General features: G+C 58.9%; 16 protein-coding genes and 1 pseudogene. 13 read left to right on the forward strand and 4 right to left on the reverse strand.

Features of this window, described 5'->3' with window-relative positions; all coding sequences use genetic code 11:
* Positions 1–125: 125 nt before the first annotated feature.
* Positions 126–1,372: pseudogene (locus B4968_RS05090) on the forward strand (sarcosine oxidase subunit beta family protein).
* On the opposite strand, the gene B4968_RS22955 reads toward B4968_RS05090, so the two are convergent.
* Complete coding sequence (locus tag B4968_RS22955; RefSeq protein ID WP_139792574.1) at positions 1,366–1,662, reverse strand: hypothetical protein; 297 nt, start codon at positions 1,660–1,662, stop codon at positions 1,366–1,368. The pseudogene B4968_RS05090 and the gene B4968_RS22955 overlap by 7 nt on opposite strands.
* Before the next feature lie 143 nt (positions 1,663–1,805).
* Between B4968_RS22955 and B4968_RS05100 the strand changes: the two genes are divergently transcribed.
* The 3 genes from B4968_RS05100 to B4968_RS05110 are packed head-to-tail and all read left to right on the forward strand — an operon-like array spanning position 1,806 to position 5,785.
* Entirely contained in the window at positions 1,806–2,147 is a 342-nt protein-coding gene (locus tag B4968_RS05100) for a sarcosine oxidase subunit delta (RefSeq protein WP_083097163.1), read from the forward strand.
* Positions 2,148–2,193: 46 nt separating this feature from the next.
* Positions 2,194–5,226: a sarcosine oxidase subunit alpha family protein gene (locus tag B4968_RS05105; protein WP_083097165.1), complete on the forward strand. Its 3,033-nt coding sequence runs from the start codon at positions 2,194–2,196 to the stop codon at positions 5,224–5,226.
* Positions 5,219–5,785 carry a sarcosine oxidase subunit gamma gene (locus B4968_RS05110; protein WP_083097167.1) on the forward strand — a complete coding sequence of 189 codons (567 nt, stop codon included), beginning with the start codon at positions 5,219–5,221 and terminating at the stop codon, positions 5,783–5,785. Before B4968_RS05105 ends, B4968_RS05110 begins: the two co-directional genes overlap by 8 nt.
* 304 nt (positions 5,786–6,089) lie before the next feature.
* Here the strand turns inward: B4968_RS05110 and B4968_RS05115 are convergent, their stop codons facing one another.
* Positions 6,090–6,368 (reverse strand): hypothetical protein, encoded by a 279-nt coding sequence (locus B4968_RS05115; RefSeq protein WP_083097169.1) that lies wholly within the window; start codon positions 6,366–6,368, stop codon positions 6,090–6,092.
* On the opposite strand from B4968_RS05115, the gene B4968_RS05120 reads away from it, so the two are divergent.
* Together B4968_RS05120 and B4968_RS05125 are read left to right on the forward strand one after the other, a co-directional pair.
* Positions 6,367–6,663 (forward strand): hypothetical protein, encoded by a 297-nt coding sequence (locus B4968_RS05120; RefSeq protein ID WP_083097172.1) that lies wholly within the window; start codon positions 6,367–6,369, stop codon positions 6,661–6,663. The genes B4968_RS05115 and B4968_RS05120 overlap by 2 nt on opposite strands.
* Before the next feature lie 284 nt (positions 6,664–6,947).
* On the forward strand, positions 6,948–7,358 hold the full coding sequence (locus B4968_RS05125; RefSeq protein WP_083097175.1) for a hypothetical protein: 411 nt from the start codon (positions 6,948–6,950) through the stop codon (positions 7,356–7,358).
* A gap of 103 nt (positions 7,359–7,461) precedes the next feature.
* Here the strand turns inward: B4968_RS05125 and B4968_RS05130 are convergent, their stop codons facing one another.
* The gene (locus tag B4968_RS05130) at positions 7,462–8,148 is read right to left on the reverse strand and encodes an FkbM family methyltransferase (protein WP_241525582.1); all 687 of its coding nucleotides are present in this window, start codon (positions 8,146–8,148) and stop codon (positions 7,462–7,464) included.
* A gap of 123 nt (positions 8,149–8,271) precedes the next feature.
* Between B4968_RS05130 and B4968_RS05135 the strand changes: the two genes are divergently transcribed.
* From B4968_RS05135 to B4968_RS25585, 3 genes are all read left to right on the forward strand, one after another.
* Positions 8,272–8,874: a superoxide dismutase gene (locus tag B4968_RS05135; protein ID WP_083097178.1), complete on the forward strand. Its 603-nt coding sequence runs from the start codon at positions 8,272–8,274 to the stop codon at positions 8,872–8,874.
* Positions 8,875–9,076: 202 nt separating this feature from the next.
* On the forward strand, positions 9,077–9,706 hold the full coding sequence (gene rarD / locus B4968_RS05140) for an EamA family transporter RarD (RefSeq protein ID WP_338153211.1): 630 nt from the start codon (positions 9,077–9,079) through the stop codon (positions 9,704–9,706).
* Complete coding sequence (locus tag B4968_RS25585) at positions 9,706–9,954, forward strand: EamA family transporter (RefSeq protein WP_338153212.1); 249 nt, start codon at positions 9,706–9,708, stop codon at positions 9,952–9,954. The genes rarD and B4968_RS25585 overlap by 1 nt, the downstream gene beginning before the upstream one ends.
* Before the next feature lie 7 nt (positions 9,955–9,961).
* On the opposite strand, the gene B4968_RS05145 is transcribed toward B4968_RS25585, so the two are convergent.
* Positions 9,962–10,513, reverse strand: coding sequence for an LOG family protein (locus B4968_RS05145; protein ID WP_083097180.1), 552 nt, complete (start codon positions 10,511–10,513; stop codon positions 9,962–9,964).
* 142 nt (positions 10,514–10,655) lie between these two features.
* On the opposite strand from B4968_RS05145, the gene B4968_RS05150 reads away from it, so the two are divergent.
* Genes B4968_RS05150 through B4968_RS05160 form a run of 4 tightly spaced genes read left to right on the forward strand, consistent with a single transcriptional unit; the run spans position 10,656 to position 12,802 of the window.
* Positions 10,656–11,624 (forward strand): hypothetical protein, encoded by a 969-nt coding sequence (locus B4968_RS05150; RefSeq protein ID WP_083097183.1) that lies wholly within the window; start codon positions 10,656–10,658, stop codon positions 11,622–11,624.
* Complete coding sequence (locus B4968_RS05155; protein ID WP_083097185.1) at positions 11,621–11,803, forward strand: hypothetical protein; 183 nt, start codon at positions 11,621–11,623, stop codon at positions 11,801–11,803. Before B4968_RS05150 ends, B4968_RS05155 begins: the two co-directional genes overlap by 4 nt.
* Before the next feature lie 19 nt (positions 11,804–11,822).
* On the forward strand, positions 11,823–12,527 hold the full coding sequence (locus tag B4968_RS23435) for a hypothetical protein (RefSeq protein ID WP_161492546.1): 705 nt from the start codon (positions 11,823–11,825) through the stop codon (positions 12,525–12,527).
* Positions 12,491–12,802 (forward strand): LysM peptidoglycan-binding domain-containing protein, encoded by a 312-nt coding sequence (locus B4968_RS05160; protein WP_161492547.1) that lies wholly within the window; start codon positions 12,491–12,493, stop codon positions 12,800–12,802. The genes B4968_RS23435 and B4968_RS05160 overlap by 37 nt, the downstream gene beginning before the upstream one ends.
* Positions 12,803–12,842: the final 40 nt, after the last annotated feature.

Here is a 12,842-nt window from a genome sequence, read left to right on the forward strand (position 1 = left end):
CTCCTGTCCGAATTGGTATAGAGGAAGGGCATGTCGCATGTATGCAAAAATGCGACGATAAACGGCGTGGGGATTGCCAGCCTCTGGGGCATACCTGTGCTCAGTCTCGAACCATCGGATTCGCCATGAAACGCTATTCAGCCTTTGCCGTCGCGCGGGAAGCCCTGCGCTATCACACCGGATGGGAGCGCGCCTGGCGCTCACCAGAGCCAAAACGTCACTATGATGTTGTTATCGTGGGGGCTGGCGGACATGGTTTGGCCACCGCCTACTATCTGGGTAAGAACTTTGGCATCACCAATGTGGCGGTGATTGAAAAAGGCTGGCTGGGCGGCGGCAATACCGGCCGCAACACCACCATTATCCGCTCAAACTACCTGCAGGACCCGTCGGCGGCGATCTATGAGAAAGCCCGCAGCCTTTATGAGACGATGTCGCAGGATCTCAACTATAATGTGATGTTCAGCCCGCGCGGCGTCATGATGCTGGCCCAGACCGAGCACGAGATTCGTGGCTATAAACGCACCGCCCATGCCAATGCGCTGCAGGGGGTTCAGACCGAGTGGATCGAGCCTGCACGCGTCAAAGAGCTGGTGCCCATCATCAATCTGCACGGCCCGCGCTATCCGGTTCTGGGAGCCCTCTGGCAGGAACGCGGCGGCACCGCGCGCCACGATGCGGTGGCCTGGGGCTATGCCCGCGCCTGTTCCGACATGGGCATGGATATCATCCAGCAATGCGAAGTGACCGGTGTGCGCGTCGAAGGCGGTCGCATCGCAGGGGTCGATACCTCAAAGGGCGCAATTGAGTGCGACAAGATCGGTATGGTCGTGGCCGGCAATGCCTCGGTGCTGTCCGAGATGGCGGGCTTTCGGTTGCCCATGGAGTCTGTGGCGCTGCAGGCGCTGGTGTCAGAGCCGATCAAACCCTGCATGGATGTGGTGGTGATGGCCAATACGGTGCACGGCTACATGTCACAGTCCGACAAGGGCGAGATGGTCATCGGCGGCGGCACCGACGCCTATAACAACTACACCCAGCGGGGATCGTTTCATCACATCGAGGAAACCGTGCGCGCCCTGGTCGAGACCTTCCCGATGGTGTCCCGTCTCAAGATGCTGCGCCAGTGGGGCGGCATTGTCGATGTGACCGGTGATCGCTCGCCACTGATCTCAAAAACCCCGGTAGGCAACTGCTTTGTGAATTGTGGCTGGGGCACCGGCGGGTTCAAATCGATCCCCCGGATCCGGCTGGGCCCCTGGCCGAGCTGATGGCCACAGGTCATTCGCCTTTGAGTGAAGAGTTCACCATGAACCGCTTTAAAGAAGGCAAATTCATCGACGAGAGCGTTGCAGCAGGGGTGGCTCACTGATGAGACGACCTGCCTTCAAAGTCCTCACCAAATCTGAAGAGTTCATCTTCAATTTCGCCGCGCTCGGAACGGATATGAGAAACTTTTTTGTGGGTAGTTCGAAAGCTCTCCCTGGTAGTAGCCTCGGCTTGATCGGCGGCGTTATTGGGCGTTTCTATAAAGCTTTCGGCGACAGAAAACGCTCTTTTCCAGGTGCTTTCGTCTTGCGAAGCTACTTTTTGAGCTGCGCGTTCTTTGTCACTGAGGTGGTTAAGTTCGTGCTCCAGGTGATTTCTGTAGTTGCTGCGCAATCTAATTCTCCCATTTCGAATGATCCCTTTTTGTTCTCACCTACACTACGCCGGAACGCCCGGTTGTGTCCATCTGTAAATGCTGTGGAAAAATCCTTCTTCTTCCAATCGGGTATTTTTCACAGTCAAATTTGGATGAAACAATGCTGATCCTTGAATGCCCCTATTGCGGTGTCAAAGCCGAAGAAACTGAACTCTCCGCAGGTGGTGAGGCGCATCTGACGCGCTTTGGCCCGGGCTCGGATGACGATCAGTTCCACGACTATCTGTTCATGCGCGAAAACCCAAAAGGCGTGCATTTTGAGCGCTGGCGCCATGCCAATGGCTGCGGCAAGTGGTTCCATGCCGCCCGCTGCACTACTTCGCTTGAGGTTTTTGGCACCTATGCGGCCCAGACAACTGAGCCGCCGCAAGAGATCAAAGACAAGATCACCGCCAAGCGCCCCGGCTGGAGCTGGCGCGAATTTTCGGATGCCTCCGAATGATCCGCCCTGCTGAAACACATGGCTTTATGTTGAAAGGTCAGACCACATGAGCACGCGTCTCGCCAAACAGGGCCGGTTGATTGACCGCTCCAAACAGATCGACTTCACCTTTAACGTCAAGCGCATGACCGGCTTTGCCGGCGACAGCCTTGCCTCGGCGCTGCTGGCCAATGACCAGATGATGATGGGGCGCTCGTTCAAATATCACCGCCCGCGCGGCGTGGTGGCCTCGGGCGCGGAAGAGCCCAATGCCCTGATGCAGCTGGGAACGGGCGATCGGTACGAGCCGAACCAGCGCGCCACCACCACCGAGCTGTTCTCGGGGCTGACTGCGGCGTCGCAAAACCACTGGCCCAGCCTTGAATTTGACGTGCTGGCCATCAACAACAAGCTCACCCGGTTTTTGACTGCGGGCTTCTACTACAAGATGTTCATTCATCCGCGCCCCTTCTGGAAACACGTCTACGAGCCGATCATTCGCAAATCTGCGGGTCTTGGTGCGGCACCTGATGCAGAGCTGAAAGACGCGGATACTTACGAGCATTTCTATTTCTTTGCCGATGTGCTGGTTGTGGGCGGCGGTGTGGCCGGTCTGCAGGCCGCAAAGGCAGCCGCCGCAAGTGGTGCCAAGGTTCTGGTGCTGGAGCAAAACGCCCATTGGGGCGGCCGCGCGCCGGTTGATGGCGGCACTATTGACGGCGACACGCCAGAGGCCTGGGTGCAAAACACCCTGGCAGAGCTGCGCGGCATGGACAATGTCACCCTGCGGGATCGCTGCATGGGGGCAGGCGTTTATGATCACGGCTATGCACTAGGATATGAGCGACTGACAGATCATGCTCCGGGGCAGGGTGGTCCACGCCATCGCCTCTGGCGGATCCGGGCCAAACAGATCGTCACGGCCACTGGCGCGATTGAACGGCCACTGTCCTTTGCTGGCAATGATGTGCCGGGCGTGATGCTGGCTGCGGCGATGCGCGACTATGTGGTGAACTGGGGCGTGACCCCGGGCCAAAAGGTCGTGGTTGCCACCAATAACGACGATGCCTATCGCACCGCACTGGCGCTGCATGACGCAGGCGTCGAGGTGGTGCGCGTGGTCGATGCCCGCGACACGGGTGGCGGTCCCCTTATGGAGATGGTGCGCGAAAAAGGTATCCGGGTCGAGCTGGGCCGCGCCATTGCCCGCGTCAAGGATGGCCCGCGTGTCACCCGGGTTGCGATCTGCGCCCAAAACGGCGAAGGCGGCGCGCAGGAAGAGATCGAGGCCGACGCGGTTGCCATGTCGGGGGGCTGGTCTCCGGTTGTGCACCTGTGGTCTCATTGTGGCGGCAAACTCATCTGGGACAAGGATCACGCTTTTTTCCGGCCTGATGCGCCCCGCCCGCCACTGGGCGACACCGGCGAAGGTTTTGTGATCGCGGCAGGCGCTGCCAATGGTCCCCTGGGGCTGGGGGCTGTGCTGCAGGATGCCGCCGCCGCAGGAACTCGCGCCGCTGAGGCCGCAGGCTTTGCGCCCCAAACCGTGGCTGCGTCTGCAGGCGTTGCTGAGGACGAAAGTCCGATGCAGCCGGTCTGGCTGATGCCTGCCAAGGCAGATATCACGCTGCGGATGAAAACCTGGCTCGATTATCAGAACGACGTCAAGGTCTCTGATGTGCAACAGGCTGCCCGCGAAGGGTTTGAAAGTGTGGAGCACACCAAGCGATATACCACGCTTGGCATGGCGACGGATCAGGGGAAGCTAAGCAATATCAACGGTCTGGCGATCCTTGCTGACAGCCTCGGGGCTGAGATCCCGCAGGTCGGCACCACCACGTTCCGCCCGCCCTATCATCCCATCTCGATGGGGGCGATTGGCGGTGAGGCCCGGGGCGAGATCTTCCAGCCGGTGCGAAAGACGCCGATTTATGACTGGAACGACGCCAATGGCGCCGATTGGGAACCCGTAGGCCAGTGGCGCCGTCCCTTTGCCTATCTGCGCAGTGGTGAAAGCCGTCATGAGGCGGTGAGTCGCGAAGTCAAAAACACCCGCGAAAATCTCGGGGTGCTGGATGCCTCAACTCTGGGCAAGATTATCGTCAAGGGACCCGACGCGGGCCGCTTTCTGGACATGATGTACACCAACATGATGTCGACGCTGAAGGTCGGCAAATGCCGTTATGGCCTGATGTGTTCTGAGAACGGGTTTTTGATGGATGACGGCGTTGTCGCCCGCATTGATGACGACACCTGGCTGTGCCACACCACCACCGGCGGCGCCGAGCGCATTCATGGCCATATGGAAGAGTGGCTGCAGTGCGAGTGGTGGGACTGGAAAGTCTACGTGGCCAATGTCACCGAGCAATATGCCCAGATCGCGGGTGTGGGCCCCAATGCCCGCAAAGTTCTGGAAAAGCTCAATACGCAGGCGGGTGGTGGCATGGATCTCAGCAAAGAGGCGCTGCCGTTCATGGACTGGCGCGCGGGCCAGATCGGCGGCTTTGACGCACGTGCCTTTCGGATCTCATTTTCCGGAGAGCTGTCCTACGAGATCGCCGTTGCGGCCTCAGAAGGTCAGGCTTTTTGGGACGCTTTGATGGCCGCGGGCCAGGAGTTTGGCGTCATGCCCTATGGCACAGAGACGCTGCATATCTTGCGGGCCGAAAAGGGATTTATCATGATCGGCGACGAGACCGACGGCACCGTCATTCCGCAGGATCTCGGGCTGAACTGGGCACTGTCGAAAAAGAAAGACGACTACCTGGGCAAGCGGGCGCATCTGCGCTCACATATGGCGGATCCCGATCGCTGGCAGCTGGTGGGTCTGGAAACCACCGATGGCTCGGTTCTGCCGGATGGCGCCTATGCGCTGGGAAATGGCATCAATGCCAATGGGCAAAAGAACATGATTGGCCGGGTGACCTCGACCTATTATTCCGCCACGCTGGAGCGCGGCATTGCCATGGGACTGGTGAAACATGGCCCCAAACGCATGGGCGAGGTGCTCGAGTTTCCGGGCACCGATGGCAAGGTCTATACCGCCAGGATCATCGATGCGGTGGTCTATGACAAAGAAGGGGAAAAGCAGAATGTCTAATCCTGTGACAGCCATCAATGGCGCCCAGTTTGCGGGCATGGCCACGGTCAAAGACGCAGGCCTGCAGGGGATGATCACGCTGCGCGGCGATCTTGGCTCAAAGCCCCTGATGGCGGCCGTGAAGGCAGCCACGGGCGCTGATGTTCCCGACCGGGGCCGGATCTCGCGCGTCGCAGACGGTGCTGTCGCCTGGATGTCGCCGGACGAGCTGATGCTGCTGGTGCCCTATGAGGTCGCGCAGATCAAAACTGCCGAGCTGGCTCAGGCCCTGAAAGGGGAGCACGCGCTGGCGGCCAATGTCTCGGACGCGCGCGCCTTTTTCTCTGTTTCAGGGCACGGCGCGCGCGAGGTGCTTGCCAAGATCGCCCCTGTGGATTTTTCTTGCGAGAATTTTGCGGCAGGTGACTTTCGCCGCAGCAGGACAGCGCAGGTGGCTGCGGCCTTTTGGCTAGAGGAAGATGACAGCTTTCGGCTGGTTTGGTTCCGCTCCGTTGGCGCCTATATGTTTGGGCTTTTGTCGGCCGCAGCGCACCCGAAATCGCAGGTGGGTGTCTACTGAAAACCAGTTCAGTTTTAGGTTGAGTTTTTACAAATTGAAATCTAGGGTGCTCCCAATTGGTTTTGGGGGCGCTTTTTTTGCGAAAACTTTCTGCTGCGTTCACTGGTTTTGCAGGCTCCCACGTCGCTCAACCCCCTGTGTTGGATGATAGATGAGCCGGGACATATTTCGTCGGCCGATCGTCTTGCGCTGTGGGGCAGCCGGGGCGCCTGCCGATATGGCGCAGTAGGGGTTTGAGACGTGAGCACCCCAAATTGGTATCTGATATGAGGCTTTTTTCAGATGCCTGGAACGGGCGTAAGTCTCATGTTTTTCTTTGGTGCGCAAAGAAGTCGTGATATTTGTGTTTAGTAGGTGTCGTATGTTTTTTCTCGTTCTCCCAAGCGTCCTCGTTCGTCATGTGTATGTCGAAAAATGACGCCCCAATATGAGTTTTTCCTGAGGGTATGATGGCAGGGTCACTGATAAAATTTTTTCTATTGCTCGCACCTCTATTTGGCAGCCAAGCATTTGCATCCGAAACTTTTGTCTGCTCGTTCCACGCACTCAGCAAGGCCTCATGGATTCCTCCAAGGGTGGCCATGCAGTTTTCAGAGCATCGCGAAACGGCACGGATTTGGGCTTCAAACGAAGGAACGCCGATTTCTGCCGTTTTGCAAAAACGTAGCGATAGTTCCTATCTTTTGGACTGGACCGTGCCGCGCACTGCCGTGGCAAAGGCAACCAGTCTGAGCGCTGACCGCTATCGGGTCATCCTGAATGTGGACAACCTGAAGGTCTCGCTTCAGGTGCTGGCAAAGAAATCTGCGGTAGCGCCGTCATCGCGTGGGGTTGGATCCTGTATCATGGTGGAGGATCTTACCAAATATGGGGAATAGATGAGCGATTCAATCGTTGGTAGGCATGGCCGTTGGAACGCTGGTCTGACTGAACACTGGCCCGTCGGAACCCTGGCCCGCTGGTAGGCATGGCCATTGGAACGCTGGTCTGACTGAACGCTGGCCTGACAGAATACTGAGCTGATTGTATGATGGTGAAAATGAGACTTCTCTGGGTTGCATGCGGCCTGCATTCAGAAGATGTACGATACATCACCCAAGAGCGGGGCATCAGACCGGTGTCCGGCTTTGCAACATAAGTTTCACTCACTAAAGGGAAATGGATGAAGAACTTTTTGGCAGGCACGCTTTTGGTGCTCTCAACACTGCCCGCGATGGCAGCTCCCACAGCGTATCAATGTCATTATGAGGGTCACACAGGTCGCAATGGTCTGCAGAAAAAAGCGGTCTATGTGATTGACCCAGAGGCCGGCACAGCAATGGCCTATGATGGCTACATTCATCACACCAACAAAGCGCCAATGCCCACCAGCTTTAAAGAGCTGCAGCCTGGAAAATACCTGTTGAAGTGGAAGCTGGACAATATTCCCAGCAAACGGGGGAACACCAGCTTGACCGCGACGTTCTCTGCCAGGGTCAATACTGGGAAGAGGTCCTCTACCATCAGTGTTCGGATTCATGGGGCAGACAATGATATCCGCGGATCGGGTCCCTGCACCGCTGTCAGGCAGTAAGGCGCCTTTTGGCTGTGCTAGCCGTGAAACAGGAAGGTGGGAAACTGTTCCAGTGCCCTGGGCGCGGTTAGCGCGGCAAATCCTTTGCCGCTTTGTCTGTCATCTATGCAACTCCCGTAAAAGGACAACTGCTCTGCCAGTTTCTGCATCCGCTCATGGCGGGTCTCAGCGCCCAGAAAGGGCGCATGGGTTGACAGGTAAAGGGCGGGTCGCTGCTGTTTAAGCCAGGGCAGCAATGTGGCAGCACATCGAATTCGGCCCCCTCAATGTCCATCTTCACCAGTGAGACGCGGCTCAGATCCGCAGAGGATGCGAAATCCTCCCAGCCCAGAGTGATCACATCAGATCCGTGCTCGCCATCATTCAGCAGGCTGGTCATACTGTCGCCGGCCTCGCCGCCAAACGAGGCCATGCGGGCAATGCCAACGCCCTGGCTTAGCGCGGCCGAAAAGGCCGAGACATTCGCCACTTTGTTAAGTTCCAGATTCCAGGCGAGATAGCGAAAGGCGACGGGGTCCGGCTCAAAACAATAGACCCGGCGGGCACGGGCGGCACCATAGAGCACTGTGGGGCCGATCCATGCGCCAATGTCGAGATAGTCGTGGGATTTGTCCAGATGCGCGTCCAGCACGGCAAAGGTCTCGGGCTCCCAGGAGCCGCTTGCGGCCTTGCGCCAAAATTTGGAATGATAGGGATCAAGACGAAAGGGGTGGCCGTTCAGGCTGCCCGCATAGTAACCTCTTGCGCGGTAAAACATCTTGCGCGCTGCGGTCCAGGTCTTGGCTATCATCCCGAGTTCCCTCATATTTGCACATGGCACATGCGCGGTTTTATTGTCTTGGCTCTTGACCTGCCTTGGCGCGCACCGCATGTATCTGCTCAGGAATGCAACATTAATTGACAGGGGGCCAATATGGCTTTTGAACTTCCCGATCTTCCTTATGCACATGACGCGCTGGCCGCCAAGGGCATGTCGGCAGAAACCCTGGAATATCACCACGATCTGCACCACAAGGCCTATGTCGACAACGGCAACAAGCTGATCGCCGGCACCGAGTGGGATGGCAAGTCGCTGGAAGAGATCATTTCCGGCACCTATGACGCATCCTCGGTGGCGCAAAGCGGTATCTTCAACAACATCTCCCAGCTGTGGAACCACAATCAGTTCTGGGAAATGATGGGCCCCGGCGCCAGCGCCATGCCAGGCGATCTGGAAAAGGCTCTGGTTGAGAGCTTTGGCTCGGTTGACGAGTTCAAATCGCAGTTTTCTGCGGCCGGTGCTGGCCAGTTTGGCTCTGGCTGGGCCTGGCTTGTGAAAAACGCCGATGGCTCTTTGGCTGTGACCAAGACCGAAAACGGCGTGAACCCTCTGTGCTTTAACCAGACTGCACTGTTGGGCTGTGATGTATGGGAGCACTCCTATTACATTGATTTCCGCAACAAGCGTCCGGCTTACCTGTCGAACTTCCTCGACAATCTGGTGAACTGGGAAAACGTCGCCTCGCGCCTCGGCTAAGGCTGACGGATCAGACAAACTGTTTTTGCAACGCCCGGTCCTTGGCCGGGCGTTGATCATTTCAGAACCCGGGCTTTTCTCTGATACGGCCTTTCTTTGACAGGGCTTTCTCAGATACGGCCCGTCTGTGACACGACCTGTCGCTGACACGACCCGTCTTTCAGCGAATGGCGGTCTCCACAAAAAAGCCAAAGGGGCTACAATGACTGATGCGGCAAAAGGCGTCTGTGCGATGATTGTCGCCTGTACAATGTGGGGGCTGACGGGGCTTTTTTACAAGCTGCTGACGCATATCCCGCCGATGCAGGTTTTGTCCCACCGGATTTTGTGGTCAGCGGTTTTTTTCACCTGTGTACTGGCCCTGCAGGGCCGGTTCAATCTGTTGGCCGGAGTGCTGAGGGACTGGAAACAGGTTCGGGTGCTGGCTTTGGCGACCGCGATGATCTCGGTGAACTGGTTTCTCTTTATCACCTCGGTGCAGATCGAGCGCGCCACCGAGGCCTCGCTGGGGTACTATATCTTTCCTCTGGTCAGCGTGGTTCTGGGGCGGATCTTTTTTGCCGAGCAGCTCAGCCGTGCACAGGGCCTCGCCATTGCGCTGGCTGCGACGGCTGTGGTTGTGCTCACCTGGGGGCTGGGGGTGGCGCCGTGGATATCGCTGGTGCTGGCCTTTAGTTTTGCCTTCTACGGCGTGGTCAAAAAGCGACTTGATCTGGGGCCGGTGGTCTCGGTCACCGCCGAGGTTTTGCTGCTGGCGCCACTTGCCTTGATCGTGGTCGCCAGCACCGGGTTCAGCGGCTTTCAGGATGTGGGCGCGACATGGGGTTGCTGATGCTGGCAGGTCCGCTGACCGGTGCGCCACTGATCCTGTTCAGCTATGCAGCCCGCCGGGTTGCCCTGGGCAGTGTCGGGGTGCTTCAGTACATCAACCCAACACTGCAAGCCCTTGTTGCAACGCTGGTTTTTGGTGAGATCTTTACCCCCTGGCACAGTGCTGCCTTTGTCTTGATCTGGGCCGCCGTGATCGTATTTTCTGTCGGTGCTTGGCGCAAATCACGCCACGAACCCGGCAAGACCTAGCACCGCTTTAGCCGGGTTGGTGGCCAAGGGCCCTCAGTGCCGCCTCGGGGGTGTCGACCCATGTGATGAAACTCTCAAGCGAGGCGTCGGCAAAGCCCTGCGCCAACATGTGCTGGATGAGGTCGCGCAGCTTGTCCCAGTATCCTTCGACGTTCAGCACGACGATGGGCTTGGCGTGCAGCCCCAGCTGGCGCCAGGTCAGGGCCTCAAACAGCTCGTCCAGGGAGCCGGGGCCGCCGGGCAGCACAACCACGGCATCCGCATTATAGAGCATCACCTTCTTGCGCTCGTGCATGGTCTCGGTGATCACATAGGTGTTGAGATCGCTCTTGCCCACTTCGCGCCTGACCAGATGTTCCGGTATAACCCCAAAGGTTTCGCCTCCGGCCTCTTGCGTGGCGCGCGCGACGACCCCCATGAGGCCAACATCTCCGGCGCCATAGACCAGCCGCAGCCCGCGTGCTGCGAGCATCACTCCGAGGCTTTTGGCGGCGCTTTCATAGGCGGGCATTGCCCCAGACCGGGATCCGCAATACACACAGACGGATTTTATGCTCATGAGGGGGCCTTTCATAGAAATATCAAGGGGAAACACAACTGGTGTTTTGACCCTTGATAGCGCGATTGATAGGCTGCCTCAACCAGGCGCATAGTGGGATTCCGATGCGGAACCAGATGGCGCGCTGAAGGGAAGGACGAAGATGGCTGCAACAGGTGGAACAGGCGGGCTTGGGGCTTTGCCGCTGGCAGGTGTTGGAGCGGCAGTTGTCGTGGTTGGTGGTGCTGTGATGGCCTGGCTGGGCGTTTTCGACAGTGACGATGTGCGCCGGATTGTCGACCGGGAGAGTTCAGAAGAAAGCACGGTTGTGATTTCTCCGTCAGCGACGAACCCGGTGATCACCGAGGGTCTGTCGCTACAGCCCGACCCGGATGCCAGCGACCCTGCTGACACGAGTGTTACCAGTGACACGGCCAGTGATCCCGCCAGTGACCCGGCCAGTGATCAGCTCGCGGAGCAAGCCAGTGATGTCGCTGTGACACAGATCCAGCCAGGAGGCGAAACACAGGACGACCAACCGCCTGCACCGGTGGCGACACCGCAGGTCGCCGCACCACTTGGGCAGGCCGCGGACTCTCAGTCCGCCGAAAACACCGCTGCGGCTGAGGCAAATGCCGACACCGGTGCAGCTGTGATCGCCACACCAGAGGCAGAAGCGCCCAGTGTTGCGCCGTCTCCAGCTGTGGTGCCTGTCTCGCCCGTTGAACCTGCAGTGACAGATCAACAGGTAGCTGCGGCAGATCCGACTGCTGCTCCCGCGACTGGTGATCTGGCGCAGGTCAAAACGGATGACACCAATGCCAGCGTCGAACCTGCCGACACTCAAACCGCCCAGGCCCAGGATGCCCTGCAGAACGCGCAAGGCCTTGACGCCCCCAGTGCTGCAGAGCCTCGTGTTGCAGAGCCAGCTGTTGCGAAGCCAGCGCCTGAGACGACAGTGGTTGAGGCCCCAGTTCTTGAGGCTCCAAGGCTTGATCTGGTGCGGGTCGATCCAACCGGACAGACGGTTATTGCCGGACGTGCGGCGCAGGGTGTGCAGGTTTCCATCCTGCTGGATGGGGAGTTCTGGAAAAGGTCGACGTTCAGCCCGGCGGCGATTTTGTCGCTTTGACCTCGATCCGCCCCAGTGCCACGGCACGGGTGATCTCGTTGCGGGCCGAGGCCGATGGGCAGCAAAGCCTGTCCGAGAGCAGTTTTATCCTGGCACCCGCGAGCCCGGTGCCCGCGATGGCCAAGGTGGGAGAGAACCGAGCCACCCGCGAGGCTGGCAGCAGATGCTCTGGCCAGTAATGAGGTCGCCAGTGAAGAGGTGACCGGTAATGAGGTTTCCAGTGACCCGGTGGGCAGCGCTGCGCAAACCGCGGATGCAGCGCCCAGCAATGATGCACCCCCTGCTGACACCTCTCAGGCCCCCGTTGCAAACACCGCAGCAGAGATTGCGGCGGCAAACACCACAACAGCCACAGTCACAGCTGAGGAGCTGGCTCAATCTGCCCCTGCTGCTGCAGAGCAAAGCTCTGATGCACCGTCAGATTCTGCGCCTGTTGCCAGCGTTGCCCCTGCGGGTGTCGCCACAGCGTCGCCAAAGGCGACTGCGCCGACGGATGTGGTGCAGGAACCTGATACAAATCTGCGTACTGCTGAGACAACCGACCTGTCCCAGCCGGATGCGACCTTAGCGGGCAGCACTGAGGAGGAGGCCGAGGCGGAGCAGCAACCGGCGCCCCGGCCAGAGGCCACGCAGGTTGCGGTTTTGCGCGCCGATGCGGATGGCGTGGTGCTGGTGCAGCCCGTCGCCCAACAGCCTCAGGGCAAGGTGGTGCTGGACACCATCAGCTATATTCTGACAGTGGTGAGGTACAGCTGGCAGGGCGTGCCCGGGCTGATGCACGCGTTTTGGTCTATCTCGACAACGCCGCAGCCGGGCAGTTTGTTGCCGCAGCCAACGGCAGCTGGAGCGGCGGACTGGAGGCTGTGGTGCCCGGTGTCTACACGCTGCGCCTTGATGAGGTGAACGCCGAAGGCAAGGTTCTGAGCCGTCTTGAGACACCGTTCAAGCGCGAAGCCCCCGAAGTCCTGCGTCCGCCGGTCACGGATGTGGCCGGGCAGGAGGCCGCCGCGCCTCTGGTGCGGGCGGTGACGGTGCAAAAGGGCGACACGCTGTGGGCGATCTCGCAAGAGCGCTACGGCAGCGGATTTCTCTATGTCCGGGTCTTTGCCGCCAATCAGGATGCCATTCGCAATCCGGATCTGATCTACCCCGGTCAGGTCTTTACCATCCCTGAATAATCTTGCCAGAATAATCTTGCCGGAAGAATTCCGAGGACCA

Source organism: Pseudophaeobacter leonis (genome assembly GCF_002087335.1).
GTDB lineage: Bacteria > Pseudomonadota > Alphaproteobacteria > Rhodobacterales > Rhodobacteraceae > Pseudophaeobacter > Pseudophaeobacter leonis.